The 19,175-nt window shown below is 36.3% G+C and carries 14 protein-coding genes, 1 pseudogene and 1 riboswitch; of the genes and pseudogenes, 9 read left to right on the forward strand and 6 right to left on the reverse strand.

Translation table 11 applies throughout. The features are described from left to right. The first annotated feature begins 2 nt into the window (after nt 1-2). The 6 genes and pseudogenes from BUA71_RS02340 (at nt 3) to BUA71_RS02365 (ending at nt 7,153) form a co-directional block, all read left to right on the forward strand. A complete protein-coding gene (locus BUA71_RS02340; RefSeq protein WP_072876311.1) occupies nt 3-1,244 on the forward strand; it encodes a tetratricopeptide repeat protein in 1,242 nt (413 codons plus the stop codon). 228 nt (nt 1,245-1,472) lie between these two features. Next, nucleotides 1,473-1,585, forward strand: a riboswitch (cobalamin riboswitch). 126 nt (nt 1,586-1,711) lie between these two features. Further along, nucleotides 1,712-2,683 carry a ribonucleotide-diphosphate reductase subunit beta gene (locus BUA71_RS02345; RefSeq protein ID WP_072876853.1) on the forward strand — a complete coding sequence of 324 codons (972 nt, stop codon included), beginning with the start codon at nt 1,712-1,714 and terminating at the stop codon, nt 2,681-2,683. Beyond that, nucleotides 2,662-4,371 (forward strand): annotated as a pseudogene (locus BUA71_RS02350) (ribonucleoside-diphosphate reductase subunit alpha); the annotation flags it as partial. The gene BUA71_RS02345 and the pseudogene BUA71_RS02350, both read left to right, overlap by 22 nt. A gap of 406 nt (nt 4,372-4,777) precedes the next feature. After that, complete coding sequence (locus tag BUA71_RS02355; protein WP_072876315.1) at nt 4,778-6,100, forward strand: histidine kinase; 1,323 nt, start codon at nt 4,778-4,780, stop codon at nt 6,098-6,100. A gap of 2 nt (nt 6,101-6,102) precedes the next feature. Beyond that, a complete protein-coding gene (locus BUA71_RS02360; RefSeq protein WP_072876317.1) occupies nt 6,103-6,396 on the forward strand; it encodes a 2TM domain-containing protein in 294 nt (97 codons plus the stop codon). Between the two features lie 4 nt (nt 6,397-6,400). Beyond that, nucleotides 6,401-7,153: a LytR/AlgR family response regulator transcription factor gene (locus BUA71_RS02365; RefSeq protein WP_072876855.1), complete on the forward strand. Its 753-nt coding sequence runs from the start codon at nt 6,401-6,403 to the stop codon at nt 7,151-7,153. Between the two features lie 502 nt (nt 7,154-7,655). Here BUA71_RS02365 and BUA71_RS02370 read toward each other — a convergent pair. From BUA71_RS02370 to BUA71_RS02390, 5 genes are all read right to left on the reverse strand, one after another. Continuing rightward, nucleotides 7,656-8,456 carry an anti-sigma factor gene (locus BUA71_RS02370; protein WP_072876319.1) on the reverse strand — a complete coding sequence of 267 codons (801 nt, stop codon included), beginning with the start codon at nt 8,454-8,456 and terminating at the stop codon, nt 7,656-7,658. Between the two features lie 4 nt (nt 8,457-8,460). Then, complete coding sequence (locus BUA71_RS02375) at nt 8,461-8,991, reverse strand: RNA polymerase sigma factor (RefSeq protein WP_072876321.1); 531 nt, start codon at nt 8,989-8,991, stop codon at nt 8,461-8,463. Between the two features lie 223 nt (nt 8,992-9,214). Next, nucleotides 9,215-9,811, reverse strand: a complete 597-nt coding sequence (locus BUA71_RS02380; RefSeq protein WP_072876323.1) for a superoxide dismutase family protein — start codon at nt 9,809-9,811, stop codon at nt 9,215-9,217. Between the two features lie 100 nt (nt 9,812-9,911). Next, on the reverse strand, nt 9,912-11,126 hold the full coding sequence (locus BUA71_RS02385) for a bifunctional alpha/beta hydrolase/OsmC family protein (protein WP_072876325.1): 1,215 nt from the start codon (nt 11,124-11,126) through the stop codon (nt 9,912-9,914). 274 nt (nt 11,127-11,400) lie between these two features. After that, complete coding sequence (locus tag BUA71_RS02390; protein ID WP_072876327.1) at nt 11,401-12,285, reverse strand: diacylglycerol/lipid kinase family protein; 885 nt, start codon at nt 12,283-12,285, stop codon at nt 11,401-11,403. Between the two features lie 67 nt (nt 12,286-12,352). On the opposite strand from BUA71_RS02390, the gene BUA71_RS02395 reads away from it, so the two are divergent. Further along, nucleotides 12,353-13,318, forward strand: a complete 966-nt coding sequence (locus BUA71_RS02395) for an App1 family protein (protein WP_072876329.1) — start codon at nt 12,353-12,355, stop codon at nt 13,316-13,318. A 93-nt stretch (nt 13,319-13,411) separates the two neighbouring features. Further along, nucleotides 13,412-15,538, forward strand: a complete 2,127-nt coding sequence (locus BUA71_RS02400; RefSeq protein WP_072876331.1) for a Tex family protein — start codon at nt 13,412-13,414, stop codon at nt 15,536-15,538. A 217-nt stretch (nt 15,539-15,755) separates the two neighbouring features. On the opposite strand, the gene BUA71_RS02405 is transcribed toward BUA71_RS02400, so the two are convergent. Next, a complete protein-coding gene (locus BUA71_RS02405) occupies nt 15,756-17,105 on the reverse strand; it encodes a M28 family metallopeptidase (RefSeq protein ID WP_072876333.1) in 1,350 nt (449 codons plus the stop codon). Between the two features lie 552 nt (nt 17,106-17,657). Here BUA71_RS02405 and nirK point away from each other — a divergent pair. Continuing rightward, a complete protein-coding gene (gene nirK, locus BUA71_RS02410; protein ID WP_072876336.1) occupies nt 17,658-19,121 on the forward strand; it encodes a copper-containing nitrite reductase in 1,464 nt (487 codons plus the stop codon). The last annotated feature ends 54 nt before the right edge of the window (nt 19,122-19,175 follow it).

Raw genomic sequence — 19,175 nt, forward strand, 5'->3', positions numbered from 1 at the left:
AAATGAAAACGAATATTGTTACAGCAGTGACCGTCTCTTTATTATCTATGACGGCTATTGCTCAAAAAAGCGAAATTAAAGACGCCAGGGATGCGGTTGAAGACGGCAATTATGCCGAAGCAAAAACACAACTGCAAAAGGCAGAAACAATGCTTTCTGAAGCAAACGATAAATGGACAGAACGGTTTTATCTTTATAAAGGTCAGGCTTATTTAGGAGATGGAGAAAAAACATCGCTTGAAGATTTAAAAACTGCCGCAGAAGCATACAAGAAAGCTCAGGAAATGGGTAATGATGACGAAGCGGTGCAAGGTTTTGATGCTGTGCGAAATGCTTTAGTACAAAGCGCGGTGAACGACCAAAATACTGAAGAGTATATGAAAGCTTCAGACAAGTTAAAGTATAGCTATGAGTTAAATAACCAGGATACACTATATTTATACTATGCGGCTGCAAATGCGTTAAATGCGCAAGATTATACTAAGGCTTTGGAGTATTATGAAGATCTTAAAGAGCTGGGTTATGACGGTTCTGGTGTGGAATATAGCGCCATTAATGTAGAAAGCGGTGAACGTGAGATCCTTCCCAAGGAACAACGTGATCTTATGATTAAAACCGGTCAATATGAAGATCCTAAGGAGGAAAAGATCCCTTCTAAAAAGGGTGAAATCGCCAAGAATATAGCTTTGATATATATTCAGGAAGGTGAGGATGAAAAAGCAATAACTGCAATTAAGGATGCAAAAAAGGAGAACCCTGACAATATTGCATTAATCCAGGCAGAAGCCGATGTTTACTATAAAATGGGTAATAAGGAGAAGTACAATGAGCTTATGGAAAGCATTCTCGAGAAAAACCCAAATGATCCTAACATTTATTACAATTTAGGAGTTACCGCTGCAGAATTAGGCGATAATGAGAAGGCTATAAATTATTATAAGAAAGCCCTGGAAATTGATCCTGAAATGAACAATGCAAGGATGAATATTGTTGTTGCTATTTTGGCCAAAGAACGTGATCTTATCGATGAGATGAATTCTCTTGGAATGAGCAAAGAGGATAACAAACGATATGAAGAACTGGAAGAAGAGCGTAAGGAAATTTATGCCGAAGCTATTCCTTATCTGGAAGAAGTAGTAGAAATAGATCCAGATAATACAGATGCGATAAGAACACTGTTGAATATCTATAACCAAACCGGGGAAGAAGAAAAAGCAGCTGAGCTTAAATCTAAGCTGGAATAGATAAAAGCTTATTTAAATATTTAAAAACCATCGGCCCGCCCGATGGTTTTTTTATGGGAAACCCTTAACCCTTAACCCTTAACCCTTGAACCTATTGTGAACAACTTTGTAAAGAACTATTTTCTATAAAACAATTATGGTATTTAAATTCCCTTAATTTTACATCGTAATAAATTTTCAATAAAGTTTCATTCAGGCTTAAGCAAAATATTTAGTAACCAAGCTTAATATTTTGGTTTCCAGATAGAAAACAAGGGGAATCACGTGAAAATCGTGAGCTGTTGCGCAACTGTAAGTATGTAAATACAAGCCAGGCTACCTTTCTTTATTGATAGACTTTTACTTTCGCATAAAAAGTAAATGTCCATAGTTTTGTTATGAGTGAATACTATTCCAAACCTCATAATTCTTCCTTGGTACATACTGCTTTTATGCTTTTGAATTTTTTAACTAAAAACAAAAGTATTATGAGTATCTTCAAAAAAAGAACCAACTACAAACCTTTTGAATATCCCGAAATTTTAAAATTTACCGAAGCGATCAATAAATCGTTTTGGGTACATTCTGAAATTGATTTTACTGCCGATGTCCAGGACTTTCATTCGCATCTTAGCAAGAATGAGAAACAGGTCATTAAACGCAGTCTTTTAGCCATTGCCCAAATAGAAGTGAATGTAAAATCCTTTTGGGGCGAATTATATCAACACCTGCCTAAACCCGAATTTAACGGACTTGGAAGTACTTTTGCCGAATGTGAATTTAGACATTCTGAAGCATATTCCCGCCTGCTGGAGGTTTTAGGTTATAACAACGAGTTTGGGGATTTAGTGAACACCCCGGTAATCAAAAAACGTATTGAATACCTTTCTAAAGCTCTCGCTCACACCAAATCTGGTGACGAGAAGAAATATGTACATTCCTTAATTCTCTTTTCTATTCTTATTGAAAACGTTTCCTTATTTAGCCAGTTTGCCATCATTCTATCCTTTTCCAGGTTTAATGGTGTGCTTAAAAATGTGAGTAATATTATCGCGTGGACTTCGGTAGATGAACAGGTACATGCTAATGCCGGAATTTTTATTGTAAACAAAATTAAGGAGGAGTTTCCAGAATTTTTCGATGAAAATTCTAAAGCTGAAATAAGGGAGATAGTAATGAACTCCATAGCGGTAGAAACCGAAATCCTCGATTGGATCTTTGTTGACGGGGAGATTGAGAACCTAAGTAAAAATGAACTGCTCAATTTTATGAAATTTCGCGTGGATGATAGCCTTGTGGAAATTGGTATGGAGCGCATTTTTACGAGGCCCCAGGATGGGAGATCCCTGCAATGGTTTGAAGAGGAAATTTACGCCAATAGTCTGGATGACTTTTTCGCTAAAAGGCCGGTGGAATACACCAAACACGATAAAAGCATCACCGCAAACGATTTGTTTTAAAATTATCAGAAAAAAGAACATTATTAAATTCAGAAAAGATGAAAGAGAGACTTTGGTGGTTAAATGAGGAAAGTCAGCAAATATTAAACCGAGGCTATTTATTAAAAGGAGAAACCACAGAAAAAGCAATAGAACGAATTGCCACGGCAGCTGCCAGAAGGTTGAAAAAGCCCGAAATGGCTTCAGCATTTATAGAAATGATAGAACGCGGTTGGATGAGTTTAAGCTCTCCTATTTGGGCCAATATGGGAACAGAAAGAGGACTTCCAATCTCCTGTTTTAATGTATATGTGCCAGATAATATTGAAGGAATTACTAATAAACTGGGCGAGGTAATTATGCAAACCAAAATAGGAGGAGGCACTTCTGGTTATTTTGGGGAATTGCGGGGCCGTGGTAGCGCAGTGACCGATAATGGAAAAAGTAGCGGTGCCACCAGTTTTATGAAACTTTTTGACACGGCTATGGACACGATTTCTCAAGGCGGGGTGCGACGCGGTGCCTTTGCGGCTTATTTGGATATAGACCATCCAGACATAAAGGAATTCCTGGAGATAAAAAACATTGGAAATCCAATACAAAATTTGTTTCACGGCGTTTGTGTTTCAGATTATTGGATGCAGGAAATGATAGATGGTGATACCGAAAAACGGGAGATTTGGGCGAAAGTGCTTGAGAGCCGGCAACAAAAAGGTTTGCCCTATATCTTTTTTACCGATAATATTAATAGAAATAAACCCCAGGTCTATAAAGACAAAAAACTTAAAATTCACTCCAGTAATCTTTGTTCAGAAATCGCCTTACCTTCCACCAAAGAAGAATCCTTTATTTGCTGCCTTTCCTCTATGAATTTAGAGCTGTATGATGAATGGAAAGATACCGAAGCTGTAAAGCTGGCGGTTTATTTTCTCGATGCCGTGTTGGAAGAATTTATCGAAAAAACCGAAGACAATTATTATCTATCGGCTGCCAATAGGTTTGCCAAAAAACATCGCGCCCTGGGATTGGGGGTGATGGGCTGGCATTCTTACCTGCAAAAGAATATGATTCCTTTTGAAGGTATGCAAGCGAAAAGTCTTACCACCACAATTTTTAAACATTTAGAAGCAAAAGCTTATAAAGCTTCTAGCGAGCTGGCTACTATTTATGGCGAACCCGATTTATTAAAAGGTTATGGACGTAGAAATACAACGCTTATGGCTATTGCTCCCACAACCTCTTCATCGGCGATTCTTGGACAAACTTCCCCGGGGATAGAACCCTTTAGTAGCAACTACTATAAAGCTGGCCTCGCGAAAGGGAATTTTATGCGGAAAAATAAATACTTAAAACTGTTACTGAAAGAAAAAGGAGTTGATACCGAAGATACCTGGAGAAGTATTATGTTTCACCACGGCAGTGTACAACACCTGGAAGTTTTAACGGCAGAAGAAAAGGCTGTCTTTAAAACTTTTAAAGAAGTAAGTCAGTTAGAAATTATTCAACAGGCTTCCATTCGGCAGAAGTTTATCGATCAGGCGCAGAGTTTAAATTTAAATATTCCTTCTAATTTACCGGTAAAAGAAGTAAACCGATTGATGATTGAAGCCTGGGAATTAGGTGTAAAAACGCTGTATTATCAACGAAGTCAGAGTGTTTCCAAAGAATTTATTTCAGAATTGGTAACCTGTTCCAGTTGCGAGGCCTAAAAGACATATTCCTTTTCAAGTTTTAAGGTTAAAAAGCGAAGAATAAATAGCAATTAAATTATAAAAATAAATTCGCCGATTAAACTAATCTGAATTCTATCCTATCAAACCTTTCGGCTTCTTCCACTATCGTAGAAGAAGCCACCTTCTCTTTCAATTAGCACTTTTAATTCATCACTAACCAGATTAGTCTACTTTTCTGTGATGAAGTGGTAACTGCGTTTTTTATGCGTTAACTTCTATAAACGTCAATTTTAAACTTTAAAGCGGCTGCTATTATTTTACAATTGAGTTATTATTTTTAACAGTTCAGTAAATAAAATTACAGATAATAACTAACTTACTGCATCTTAGTGCTGTAAACCTAAAACCCCATCAACGAAATACAGAGACAAAATTATTATAGATGAAACATTTAAAAAGAATATTGAGAATAAGCCTGGTAATTACTGTCGCGATTGTCTTATTGGAGATTATTTTCGCCGGTTCTAAATTTGCTAAGATTTTTGATTTTGAAACCCTGGTGATATTTTTTGGTTACAGCCTGGTGCTAACCATAATAAATGCTTCATACTTTTGGTGGTTTAACAGTAAAATAGACTGGGGAAAAGCCGGCATAAAAAAGATTATTTTAGGAACTACAGGTTCGATTATTTTAACCTTAATCGGTTTTTTTATATGTAGGTTACTGCATCACGTAGTTTATGAGGGAGAAGTATTGGAGAATTTTATAGCCGGAGAAAAGATGTCTTTTTATCTCTTCCCACTTTTAATCACCACTATAATCTCTTTGTTTTTTCATCTTGTTTATTTTTATAAAGCACTACAGGAGAATAAACTAAAAGAGCAAAAGATAATTGCCGGCACAGCCTCTGCAAAATTTGATGCTTTAAAAAATCAATTAGACCCACATTTTCTCTTCAATAGTCTTAATGTTTTAAGTGCCCTTATCGATGAAAATCCTGATTTGGCACAAAAATTTACCAGCCGACTTTCAAAAGTGTATCGTTATGTTTTAGAGCAAAAGAATAAAGAGCTGGTGGATGTTGAACAAGAACTAAAATTTGCAAAAACATATATGGATCTTTTAAAAATGCGTTTTGAAGATGCCATTATTTTTGAAATTCCCAAGGAGTTAAAGAATCCAGAGGCTAAAGTGGTGCCACTTTCGCTTCAGTTATTGTTAGAAAATACTATAAAACACAATATTGTAACTTCAGAAAAACCGCTGCGAATTATTATTTCCGAAGAAGAAAAGTATTTGATTGTAAGAAATAAATGGCAACCTAAAGAGATTTTAAAGCAAGGAAGTGGCGTAGGCTTATCCAATATCAAACAACGCTATCAACTTCTTACCGATCGGGAAATTGAGATCACAAAAAATAATGAATTTTTTAGTGTGAAGCTTCCTTTATTAACCAAAATCCTAAATATGGAAAAAAGAAAGCCAGATTATACCGAGAATGGCGCATGGCTAAGAGCCAGGGAAAGGATGAAAGCTGAAAAAGAATTTTATGCCCATGTTACCTCCTATTTAATAATCATACCTGCCCTGGCTTTATTTAATTATTTGAGCAGTGATTTTCCCTGGGCTATATTTCCTGCGGTAGGTTGGGGAATTGGAGTCTTTTTCCACTGGATATCGATAACTAATAATAATCTATTTTTAGGTAAAAACTGGGAGGAACGTAAAATAAGAGAGTTTATAAACAAAGATAAAATAAAGTAAGTATGAAAAATTCTGAAGATTCTTATGTTAAGGCACGAAAAAGGGTGAAGGAGCTGAAGGAATTCTACAATCATTTGTTTTCCTATATTTTCGTGAATATTTTACTTGCGGGAATTAATTATTATAGTAACGCCTGGGCTTATCCCTGGTTTTTATGGGTTGTTGGAGGATGGGGAATAGGTCTTGCCTTTGATGCGCTAAAAGTTTTTCGCTTAAATCCATTTTTCAGTAAAAATTGGGAAGAGCGAAAAATAGAGGAATATATGAATGAGGAAAAGAAACAACGTTGGGAATAATTTTATGGAGGTAATTATAATTGAAGATGAAAAAGCTGCAGCTCGTTATTTGCAAAGAAAACTCAAGAAACTGGGACTGGAAGCAAATACCTTATTGCACTCTGTAGCCGGCGGGATTACCTGGTTTCAGCAAAATCCTGCGCCCGATTTAATTTTTCTCGATATTCAATTAAGCGACGGAATTTCTTTTGAAATCTTTGAAAAGGTTTCGGTAAATAGTGCGATTATTTTTACTACAGCTTACGATGAGTATGCGTTGCGAGCATTTAAGCTTAATAGTATAGATTATTTGCTAAAACCTATTGATGAGGAGGAACTGGAAGCAGCAATTAAAAAGTTTAAGGAGAATTACCGCAAAGAAATTCCTGAAATAGACCTGCAGGCTTTTAGAAAAATGCTGGATGGTGAACCGGTTAAATACTATAAAAAACGTGTAACTATACAGGTTGGTCAACATTTAAAAATTGTGGAAATGGCCGATGTTACTTGTTTTTATTCAGAAAACAAAGGAACTTATCTTGCTACAAACTCCGGAAAGAATTACCTGCTCGATACCAGCCTGGAAAACCTCGAAAAAGAATTGGATCCCGAGCAATTCTTTAGAATTAACCGTAAGGCTATTGTTAAGTTACAAAGTATAGAAGATATCATAGCATATACAAATAGCCGACTTCAACTAAAATTAAGCAACTTTTCAAAATTTCAACTTGTTGTAAGTAGGGAGCGCGTTAAACAATTTAAAAGTTGGATTTCATAAATAATGGCGGTTAAAAAAACCAAAGCCTCTTTTATTTCGTAAATATTGTAAAGATTCAGAAAAGACGATTAGTCTTACCCCCTGGTTCTCAATTTTTTATTTTTTTGGTTGGTTATGTAAAGGTTTGCCGTAGTCTTATGGCAAACCTTTATTCGTTTAATAGAACAAAGAACAAAGAACAAAGAGTAAAGATAAAAGAACAAAGAATTATTAAGAGGTATGGGAGAATCACATTTAAACAGCGTTAAATGTGTTCAATTTAAAAGCTTCAATTCTAAACTTTTGTCTCGAGTCCCGAATATTCCTTATATTTTTGAAGTCGTGGTTTTTTTTTGAATATTCAATTATTAGTGAGCACTCGACTATTTTATTACCAAGACAGAAAAGCACAAAGAAGTTTGTAGTTTTGGGGTCTTTGTGGCTTTTCTTATTAAAGATATTAATATGTTGTTTTTAAAAAATAGAGGCCACGAATAATAAGTTTTTCAATAATGTTTAGATTTTATGGTGCAGCTACGGTTCCCAGAACATACAGTTGCTCCATAGTAGGCGTTTCGCTTCCACCTTCCGGCTCCAGGGTAATTCCAAATGCTTCAGATTGATTAACATTTTCTAAACTGAATACTTTATTGTCATCTGTCTCAAAATCTTCCAGCAAACCTATGCTGGTAGGAGTGAGAGGTTGCATAGTAAGCGACCAAACCTGGTAAACTTTTCCACGCGGTGGGGTTGGCAGTTCGGCAGCATCGATGTAAGCTTTATTTTCAGTAGCATTCCAATAAACCGAAGCATAGGCATTTGGCGCTACTTCCTGGCCTGCCAGCTGTACCCTGGTCACATTTTTATCTCTAATTACCGCGAGTAGTTCTTTTGCGTTTGTTGCGTCTTCACGAGCATCGGCTATTTGCTGTTCCATTTGAGCGTTTTGGGCTCTGGCACTGCTCAATTGATTTCTTAAATTATTGGTGCGATTAAAGAAAAGAAATAAGCCAATTAATAATAGTAAACTGGCCGCCCAACCAGAGTAAGTAACCCAATTTATTCTTTTTACAGGAATTTTTCTGGTAGGCGTTGGAGAGACATTAGTTAATTTTTCCTTGATTGTAGTAATAAGGTGTTCAGCATTATTTGGCGCCACAGCTTTAGAGAGCATCATTAAGGCTTCTTCAATCTCCTCAACTTCCGCTTTAACCTCAGGATATTTTTTAAGCTCACGAGTCACTTCCCTGCTTTCCTTTTCAGAAAGCGCTCCATAAACATAGAGTTCCAGGATGCCAGAGTTTATGTATTCTTGAATATCCATAAAATTATTTGATTACAATTTTTCTTAATTGCTCAATACACATGCGGTTTCTGGTTTTTACCGTTCCCAGTGGCATATCCAGCTCTTCAGAGGTTTCTTTTTGTGTGTAACCTCTAAAGAAGAGATAATCTATAAGCTTTTTACAAACCGGTTTTAGCTTATCAATATATTTTTTAAGCCCAATACTATCCACACTTTCTGCAAAGCTTGTTTTATCTTCTAATATATTTACGAAGTTATCGGCTTTGAGGTTTTGTTGACTGTTTTTAAAGCCCTTAGACCTAATTTTATCAATCGAAGCATTTCTGGCTATATTTAAAACCCAGGTAAAAAACCTGCCTTTATCTGAATTGTAAGTAGGAGCTTTATCCCATATTTTTAGAAATACATCCTGAAGTACCTCTTCCGCAATCTTTTCATCCTTTATAATACTATAAATAATACCATAAGTGCTTTCTGAATATAATTGATATATACGCTCGAAGGCTCGGGGATTTCCATTTTGTAGTTCTGCAATTAAAGCGTCTTGTTGCATAAAAGTGTGTGGCTAGTTTTATAATGCTGCGGGAAAAACCAACAGTAGGGCAAACTACAAAAGGATTTCAATTAAATTTTGAAATAATTTATTGTTAACCTGCGAAGTAAAAATAGTTAAAACAATTCCCCTGAAAAAATAAAAAGCGGCTTTTCGCCGCTTTTTATTGATAATTCTATTCAGTTTAAAGACTAATACTGTAATATTTATATTCAAATAAAAATTACATTTCAATTACACCACATCCTACACGGGTACCAGCAGCACCAGAAGGTTGTGAAGTGAAATCATCTACACCATCGTGTATAATTATTGCTTTTCCAACAATATTTTTATTGTCGTCTTCACAGTCAATACACCATTCATCTGTAGTCATACTTACCGTTCCTTTTCCATTGGCATCAACTTCAAAGTTACCTATATCTCCTTTGTGATAACCTTCAGCGTCGCCCCACTTACCGTGCTTTTCTTGAGTAGGGTTCCAGTGACCACCGGCAGATTTACCATCGGCTGATGAACAGTCTGCTTTTTGGTGAATATGAATCGCGTGTTTACCTTCTGCCAATCCATTTATTTCGGCATCCATTTTAACTTCACCGTCTTCTTCGGTGAAAGTTACGGTACCACTAAGATCACTGCCACTTTTAGACTCTAAATCTACTGTGATTTCTTTAACTTCCTTTATTTCCGGATCTTGCATTTCTTCAGAATTCATTTCTGTTTGATTTGCATTTTCCGCATCGTTTTGTTTCTTGTTGTCTTTGCATCCTATAACAAATAATGAGGCGCAAAACACTAGTGAAAGACTAATTCTTTTCATAATTATATGATTGGTTTTTAGATTTACTACATCTAAATTAAGTTTATTGAAAATGTTAACCAAAGATTTAAGGTTAGGTTAACATAGGTTTTTTGTGACTTTAAGAAATTAACTTAGTAGTAATTTGAGTTTCAGAAGTTAAACTTTTATGCACCGGGCAACGATCTGCAATTTCTAAAAGCCTTTGCCTTTGCTTTTCATCCAGGGTTCCAAACAACTTTATTTCTCTTTTAAATGTATCAATTTTATTGGTCTTATCCTCACAGTTTTTACAATCCTCATAATGTTCCCTGGAATAATCCACGTGTGTTTCTACATTCTCTAAAGGCCATTTTTTACGTTTGGCATACATTTGAAGAGTCATAGAGGTACAGGCAGCTAAGCCGGAAGATAGAAATTGATAAGGGTTAGGTCCATAATTTTTTCCGCCAAATTTGGTAGGTTCATCGGCCAGGAAGTTGTGATTTCCCGCATTCATAAAGGTAGTGAAACCGTCTTCTTTCTCGAGACCGGCAACTACATCTGCTTGCGTTTCCGGAATTTCTTTCTTTTCAATTTCCAAATACCGCGATGCCCAGGAAGCGATAACTTTTGCTGCATAAATACTATCTTCTTTTTCTGCTAATAAATGTTTAGTGCCATCTAAAGAAACAAAGCTTTTTGGATGCCAGGCCGAGATATATAATTCTTCAGCATTTTTAATATTTACAATCTCATCCTGTGGTGAATGCATAATGAGTAAAGCCTTTTTCAATTTCTTTAAGTAGGTTTTTAAATCATGCTTTTCAATATCATCCAAAAACTGCTTCTTTATATTGAAATCACGCCCACCAATATTTACTTTTGCCTTTCCCTTCTTTTTAATTTCAGAGATGCTATCTTTTATTAAATGCTGTACGTGAGCAGTTGTAGAAGGTGCTGCAATGGTGGTCACCGCTTTTACCGAATCTAATTGACTGGCTGCAAAAAGTACCGCAGCCCCGCCCAGACTATGACCAACTAAAAGTGAAGGAGCCTGGTAATTTTCTTCTAAGTATGCTGCTGCGGCCAGTAAATCCTGAATGTTTCCTGAAAAATTGCTCTCTGAAAATTCTCCCTCGCTTTGTCCCAGCCCCGTGAAATCGAAACGCAAAACCCCATAACCATTATTTGCCAGCGTTCTACTAATGTTTTTTGGTGCGAAGAAATTTTTATTGCAGGTAAAACAATGCGCAAAGAGCACAAAGTTGTGTGGATCCTGGTTGAATGGAAGATCTAAATAGCCGGCGAGCTCTTCGCCATTTTTATTTGTAAAACTTATTTTTTCGGTCTTCATAGTCTTTAGATTTTTATATTTCTGAATATGTCTTGTAAAAATTTAATGCTGCAAGGAATATAAGGAATAAAGGTTAATCCAGAGATTTTATATTATTGTTGCATTATTTAGCAATCTTTTGCAAAAAAGTTAATTACGAATGATTATTTATGAAAAATAAGATTCTCAATGAGTTTAGTCTTTTTTTACCCAGCCAAACAATCCCGATTGGTTGCTATCGAGGTAGTTTCTTTCATCGAACAACAGGAGCTTATTAGCCAAATTGCACTAATTTTTATAAAGGTACAGGACTCATAATTGGTAATTTATGAGGAATTATATTTACATTCACTTCTTTTTTTTCTCCCATATACTCCCCATCTACCTGGCAGGCCACCGGTTTTTTACAAATAACACGGGCTTTTTCTACCTGAATTATCTCTACAAATCCTGCATCTACATTGGTTTCATTTCTAAGCGTATTGAGAATTTGAGGGATATCAAAGTTTTTATATATGAGAATTTCAAAAACTCCATCATCCATTCTCCCTTGCGGATTTACATTCGCGCCAGTTCCATATTTTTTAGCGTTGGCAAAGGCTAAAAGAATTCCTTCTTTATGTAGGGTTTCACTTTCCAGTTGGATCTCAAACTCAAAAGGATATTTACTGTACATTAAAGTAGGTACAGATTGCAATAAATAGCCAAGCTTTCCGCGAACTTTAGAGTTTTGATAATTTTTTATCAGTTCAGCATTAACACCCAGGTCACTTATATGCAAACAAACTTCACCATCAATATTTAGAATATCCATATTAGTAACGTGACCTCCCAAAGCGATCTTTAGTTGAGTTTTTAGGTCTGCGGGAATTCCCAGGTTAGCCGCGAGTCCATTTGCAGATCCCACCGGGATGATTCCCATGGGGACTTTTTTCTCCATTAGTGCTTCGGCAACCAGTTTAATGGTACCATCGCCACCGGCTATAATAATACGGTCAAAATCATTATTATTTACCCGGTTTTTAATAGCTTCCCTATCATTTTTCCCAGTGGTCCTATAGATGTTAAGACTGGCATTTATCTCATAAAGTTTCTGCTGTACAGCGTGAATTATATCTTCTTTATCAATATCTCCAGATACCGGGTTGACAATTAGGAATACTTTTTTAATTTTTTCCATAACAGCTAATAATTCAGCTTAAATTTAACTATTTTGGATCAGGAAAAAATTAATAAAAAGCAAAACTTTGAAATTAGACCTTAAACTATACCGGGGTTATGTAAATGACCACGAGTTGATTGTCTATGGACATTTGTTTAGATCTTGGGCACCAGATAAGTACCGCTTAGATCGCAAAGGGATTAAACACGCGGCCGCGATTATTCATATGTTTCGTATAAGTCCTTTAAAAAATGTGGAGGTTAACCTGCATTTTAAAAATATTAGAGCGACCACCAAAACCCTTGACGATGGGTATTTTAGATTTTCTCTTCCATTTACCGAAGCTTTAGAGAGTGGTTGGCACGAATATAAGGTCACTTGTGATATAGGAAGTTTTGGAATTATAGAAAAAGGCGAACTACTAAAACCTTATGAAAGTAAGTATGGAATAATTTCAGATATTGACGATACGTTTTTAATTTCCCACAGTAACAATATTTTTAAAAAGTTATACGTGATGCTCTCTAAAAATCTGAACAAACGTAAGATTTTTGATGATGTGGTAGCGCATTATCAGCAATTAAGTGTGGCAGGGCAGGATTCTGAGGCAGCTTCTAATTCTTTCTTTTATGTTTCCAGCAGCGAATGGAATTTGTATGAATTCATCAATGAGTTTGCAAAGCTTCATAAGCTGCCAAAGGCCGTAATAAAATTAAAGAAAATAAAAACGGGAATTTCAGATTTTTTATTTACCGGTCGCGGTTCTCACGACCATAAATTTCAAAAAATTAAAGATATTATCTCTTTCTATCCTAATATAACTTATGTATTACTAGGTGATGATTCACAGAAAGATCCTTATTTGTATGAGCGTATTTGTAAAATTTTTCCGCAAAGCTTAAAAGCCGTGTATATAAGACAAACAGGAAGAACGAAAAAAAAGAAGGTGGAGGCGGTTCTACAAAATATTGAAAGCCTGGGGGTTAGTAGTTGCTATTTTAAAAATAGTAATAAAGCCATAGCACATTCTTCCCGGGAGGGGATTATTTGAAATTTGTGACTGTATATTTGTGTTTTTACAGCAACTTATAAAACGTATAGGTCTTCTTTCCTGAAAAAGATAATTAATCTGAAATCATTTCTTTTGAACGTACAAAGTTATATTCAATCCCGGGCCCAATTACCCGCTAAGAGCATCAAAAACACCATAGCCTTGCTTGAAAATGATGCGAGTATTCCATTTATATCTCGCTACAGAAAAGAGGCTACCGGAAATTTAGATGAAATTGCAGTAGAGAAAATTGCTCAATTACTTTCAGAATTTAATGAACTGGAGAAACGAAAAGTAGCGATATTAAAGGCGATCACCGACCAGGATGCTTTAACAAGTGAATTAGCCGGGAAAATTGAGAAAAGTAGTAGCTTAACCGAAATTGAAGATCTTTATCTGCCGTTTAAGAAAAAACGAAAGACAAAAGCCGATACCGCGCGCGAAGCAGGATTAGAACCTTTAGCAAAGATATTAATGGCACAAAACACCAATAATATCAACCGAAGTTGCGAGAGGTTTATTTCAGATAAAATTAAGAGCAAAAAAGATGCTTTTGCCGGCGCGGGCTTTATTATTGCCGAATGGATTAATGAAAATACTTATGTTAGAAATAGTCTTAGGCGATTGTATTCCCAAACTGCTCAACTAAAAACGAAATGGGTTAAAACAGATACCGAGCACCCTGAAGCTACAAAGTTTAAACAATTTGAAGCCTGGCAGGAGCCTCTTAGAAGAATTCCTTCTCATCGGTTTTTAGCAATTCACCGGGCCGCGAATTTAGGGATAATTAGGATCAAGATTGAAGTAGAAACACAGAAGGCCCTCGATATAATTTCCAGGATAATAATTAAAAAAATCGGTTTTTCTGGAGTTTCTTATCTAGAAACAGCTATAGAAGATGCTTACACAAGACTATTAAAAAAGTCTTTCTCTACTGAATTTTTGAATGAAGCAAAAGAAAAAGCCGATGCCGCTGCCATAGAAGTGTTTGCTTCAAATTTAGAGCAACTTTTAATGGAAGCGCCCCTGGGAAGCAAGCGTATTCTTGCTATAGATCCCGGGTTTAAATCGGGATGTAAAGTTGTTTGTTTAGATGCCCAAACCAACCTGTTGCACAACCAGACTATTTTTCCACATCCTCCTCAAAGAAAGATAGAACCTGCTTCAGCCAAAATTAAAAGTCTGGTAAATGCGTATAAAATTGAGGCCATAGCTATAGGAAATGGTACAGCTGCCCGGGAAACCGAGGAATTTATAAAAAAGGTTTACCTACCCAAAGACGTTATGATTTTTACGGTAAATGAAGCGGGAGCCTCGGTATATTCTGCTTCTAAAATTGCCAGGGAAGAGTTCCCTAATTATGATGTAACCGTGCGCGGAGCGGTTTCTATTGGAAGAAGGTTAAGTGATCCCCTGGCAGAATTGGTAAAAATAGATCCCAAAGCAATTGGGGTAGGGCAGTATCAACACGAAGTAGATCAAACTAGATTAAAAGAAAAACTGGATATGGTGGTAATGCGCTGTGTGAATAAAATTGGGGTTAACCTTAATACAGCGAGTAAAGAATTGCTTTCTTATGTATCAGGCATTGGCCCGGGATTAGCCCAGAATATTCTAAATTACCGAAAAGAAAATAGGAGCTTTAAGAGTAGAAAGGAACTATTGAAAGTTAGCATGCTGGGAGCAAAGGCTTTTGAACAGGCCGCCGGATTCCTAAGAATTCGAAATGCTGAAAATCCATTGGATAATTCGGCAGTACATCCCGAAAGTTATTTTATTGTTGAAAAAATGGCCAAAAACAATAATATAGAACCAGTAGATTTAGTGGGCAACTTTAAAATTTTAGAGCAAATAAACCTTGAGAAGTATGTTTCAGAAGAAACCGGATTACTCACTTTACAGGATATTTTAAAAGAGTTAAAGAAGCCGGGGGCAGATCCCAGAAAGAAGAAAAGACCTTTTAGTTTTGATCCTTCTGTAAAAAGTATAAGCGATCTCAAACCGGGGATGAAGTTGCCTGGAATTGTCAACAATATTACCAATTTTGGTTGTTTTGTGGATATTGGTATCAAAGAAAGCGGACTCATACATATTTCAAATTTAGCAGATCAATTTGTGAGTGATGTAAATGTCGTGGTAAAATTAAACCAGGAATTGGAAGTAACGGTATTATCGGTGGATGAGGAAAAGAAACGCGTGCAACTTTCATTGATAGATTGATGTTTTAACCAGATCTCACAGTTTCGTAAACCTAAGAGGTCTCTTGCTGCAAGTCTGTTTCGGTTGCTTTAATTTTAGGCAAAGTGCGTAGATCTCAAGCTTGTATTTCGCAACTGGAACCAGTAGGTAGTCACAGTATGCAGTTGGTAAAACAATAAGTACCAGGAAATTAAAGGTCAAATACCAAACCCACAACTGTTTTAAGATCGCAAAATTTCTAACGAAAAACCCCGGAAGGGAATACGACCACGCTTTCGTGACCATCTTTTCCTACTGCGGCTACCCCAAAAAAGTAATTGTCTATCACGATTCCTTCTAAAGTAAAATGATCTACATTTCCTACAAACCTGGAGTGTTCCCAGGTTGGTGCAGTTGTTTCCCGCCAATAAATTTTATAGCCAGCGATATCAGCTTCAACTTTATCCCATTTTAGTTTGGTGGAAGGTTCTACGATTCCTCCTATTTCCACATTCTTTGGCGCAGGTGGAGCCCAGGCAAGACTGGCCATATTTATAGCATTTACTGCGGTTAACTTTTTAGCGTAATCGAAATTCACCCCTTCAACAACATCTCCATATTCTATTCCGTTTTCAGTTCTAATATCCTGGTGTTGTCTATTGTAATTTTCGTGAGCTTCCATAATTCTAATTCCCGCAAAACCGAGATCATTAAACGGACGATGATGTCCGCCCCGGCCAAACCTATCTAAACGATAAATCATCATAGGATTCATTTCTGGCATATAAGTTTCTGTAGTTTTATGTACATACCTGGCCAATTGACGTGAAATCCCATCTACTTCACCACCGTAAAAACGACGGCTTTTTCTGGCTTGGTCGGTTTCGTTTGCAGGTACAGGTTCAGAAAAAATCCTAAAACTACGATTATCAATAACGCCATCTACACCTTCAATATTACCAATCATATCATTATTAAAAACTCCAATAATTTCCCATTCATTTCTTTTTGCATATTCGGCAAGTCCTTTTCCTCCAAAAAGGCCTTGTTCTTCCCCCGATAGTCCTACATAAACTATACTGCTTTCAAATTCATATTGAGATAATACCCTGGCAGCTTCCATTGTTCCTGCCATTCCGCTGGCATTATCGTTGGCACCAGGCGCATCGGTTTTAAAATCCATAGTATTACTGGCACGCGAATCTATATCACCACTCATTATAATATAGCGGTTTGGATATTTTGTTCCTTTTTGAATGGCTACCACATTAACGATCCAGGCATCGTGTGGAATTCGTTTGCCATCTTTGGTAGTCACAAAGTCTTTTTGGTAAAATACATCAAGACAATTATCACAGCTGATTGATATATGGTCAAATTCAGATTTAATCCATCTTCTGGCAGCACCTATTCCGCGGGTGTTAGAAAGCGTATCGCTAAAAGTATTGCGAGTGCCAAAACCTGCCAGTTTACGAATATCGGCTTCAATGCTATCAGACGAAATGTTTTCTATAATGTCATAAAGACGAGTATCAGTTTGGGCAGACGTTTTTTGAAAAAACAATCCGAAAAATAACAAGAAAAATAAGGTATTTGTAGAACGAAGCATATATTTTTTATTTAAGACTTCTAAAATACTAAAAACATAAAAAACTCATTTCAATTTTTAAATAGAATTAAAATGAATAAGGATTTTAACACGTATTATGTGATTCGTAATCTAATTTAAAAATCAGTCATTTTTATTTGTTTTATGCTTCAGTATTTTTTACAGTATAGCAATGTTTTCTGGTATTCCCTAAACCTGTTTAAATAAATATTTGTCACATAAACCTATTTTAAGGAGCTTTAAAGATAATTTTGTTTCTATTTGTGATTGAAGTCATAGTCCTATAGTAGAAGTAGCTTTAAATTTGATGTAAAATAAAAGCTCCTTAAAAAACGAAAAATATCGAGCTAAATTTTAATGTTTTCATCTAACTATTCTTTTAAAGGATCTTTGTTTAAAGTGGTAAAAACAGCTGAACTTACAGATATAAGCATAGCGAATTATCAAAATAATTTATTTTTTTGGGAAAAGCGCACGTATTCTGATATGTTTGTTACCTAACCTTACTTGAAAACTGTTGTTTGTTTAATTATTAATAATAAAAATCAACCTATGAAATTGGTAAACTTCACACCTGTACGCAAAAATGGATATTTCTTACTTTTACTTTTTTTAAGTTTTGCTTTTTTCTCCTGTAAAAACGAGGAAACCTCAAAAAATGCTGAGGATATTAAAGTGAGCCGCGAAATGAAAGCAGAGCTAACCTCCCCTCCAAATGTGCCTAAACCAACCGGTAAACGAAAAGCAAAAAAGTTGATTGTAGATATGGAAATCCTGGAGGAAGAAGGTGAAATGACAGATGGGGTAAAATACACCTACTGGACTTTTGGAGGCAGTGTACCAGGTAGTTTTATTAGAACTAAAATAGGAGATGAGGTTGAATTTCATTTAAAAAACCATCCCGATAATAAGTTACCCCACAATATTGATCTTCACGCAGTAAATGGTCCCGGGGGAGGGGCAGAGTCTTCTTTCGTTGCTCCGGGACACGAAACTGTATTTTCCTTTAAAGTACTTAATCCAGGGCTTTATGTTTATCACTGTGCTACCGCACCGGTTGGGATGCATATTGCCAATGGGATGTATGGGCTTATTCTTGTAGAACCCGAAGGTGGTCTACCAGAGGTTGATAAAGAATTTTACATTATGCAAGGGGATTTCTACACCAAGGGAGAGTATGGAGAGCCCGGTTTACAAGCTTTTGATATGAAAAAGGCGATTGAGGAAGATGCCGATTATGTAGTTTTTAATGGAAAGGTTGGTGCTATGACCGGTGATAACTCTTTGAATGCTGAAGTTGGCGAAACCGTTAGATTGTACGTAGGAAATGGAGGACCGAACCTGGTATCTTCATTTCACGTGATTGGAGAAATTTTTGATAGGGTTTATGTTGAAGGCGGAAGCCAGGTAAATGAAAATGTACAAACTACGCTAATCCCATCTGGTGGAGCTGCCATCATTGAATTTAAAATTGAAGCTCCCGGTGAGTATATCCTGGTAGATCACTCTATATTTAGAGCTTTTAACAAAGGTGCACTAGCGCAAATTAAAGCTGAAGGAGAAAAGAACGAAAAAGTGTTTTCGGGAAAAATACAGGAAGGAATTTACCTGCCAGAAGGTGGAGCCATCCAGGAAATGCCAATTTCCGAAGAAGAGGTTGCGCGATCTAGACCATCTGAAAACCCTGGATTGGCCGAAAAAATGGAACTTGGTAAAAACGTTTACGGAAGAACTTGTGTGGCTTGCCACCAATCTGCTGGACAAGGGATTGCTTCGGTATTCCCACCACTTGCAGAGTCAGATTACCTAAACGAAGATGTAGATAGAGCAATTGATATTGTATTGCACGGTAAATCTGGTGAAATCACGGTAAATGGTGAAAAATACAATAGTGTAATGACCGCTCAGAATATAAGTGACGAGGAGGTTGCAAATGTGTTAACCTACATTTACAATAATTGGGGTAATAACGGCACAGAAGTGACCAAAGAAATGGTGAAAGCCCAACGTAGGTAATTAAAATTTACTATTTTGAAATCAAAGAATCTATTACTAATACTGCTTTTAATT

Origin of the sequence: Salegentibacter echinorum (assembly GCF_900129445.1) — a bacterium.
GTDB lineage: Bacteria > Bacteroidota > Bacteroidia > Flavobacteriales > Flavobacteriaceae > Salegentibacter > Salegentibacter echinorum.

Bases quoted from the DNA above. Each gene is read 5' to 3' on its own strand.
- BUA71_RS02340 (WP_072876311.1), top strand. From the start codon at position 3: ATGAAAACGAATATTGTTACAGCAGTGACCGTCTCTTTATTATCTATG.
- BUA71_RS02345 (WP_072876853.1), top strand. From the start codon at position 1,712: ATGAGTATCTTCAAAAAAAGAACCAACTACAAACCTTTTGAATATCCC.
- BUA71_RS02355 (WP_072876315.1), top strand. From the start codon at position 4,778: ATGAAACATTTAAAAAGAATATTGAGAATAAGCCTGGTAATTACTGTC.
- BUA71_RS02360 (WP_072876317.1), top strand. From the start codon at position 6,103: ATGAAAAATTCTGAAGATTCTTATGTTAAGGCACGAAAAAGGGTGAAG.
- BUA71_RS02365 (WP_072876855.1), top strand. From the start codon at position 6,401: ATGGAGGTAATTATAATTGAAGATGAAAAAGCTGCAGCTCGTTATTTG.
- BUA71_RS02370 (WP_072876319.1), bottom strand. From the start codon at position 8,456: ATGGATATTCAAGAATACATAAACTCTGGCATCCTGGAACTCTATGTT.
- BUA71_RS02375 (WP_072876321.1), bottom strand. From the start codon at position 8,991: ATGCAACAAGACGCTTTAATTGCAGAACTACAAAATGGAAATCCCCGA.
- BUA71_RS02380 (WP_072876323.1), bottom strand. From the start codon at position 9,811: ATGAAAAGAATTAGTCTTTCACTAGTGTTTTGCGCCTCATTATTTGTT.
- BUA71_RS02385 (WP_072876325.1), bottom strand. From the start codon at position 11,126: ATGAAGACCGAAAAAATAAGTTTTACAAATAAAAATGGCGAAGAGCTC.
- BUA71_RS02390 (WP_072876327.1), bottom strand. From the start codon at position 12,285: ATGGAAAAAATTAAAAAAGTATTCCTAATTGTCAACCCGGTATCTGGA.
- BUA71_RS02405 (WP_072876333.1), bottom strand. From the start codon at position 17,105: ATGCTTCGTTCTACAAATACCTTATTTTTCTTGTTATTTTTCGGATTG.
- nirK (WP_072876336.1), top strand. From the start codon at position 17,658: ATGAAATTGGTAAACTTCACACCTGTACGCAAAAATGGATATTTCTTA.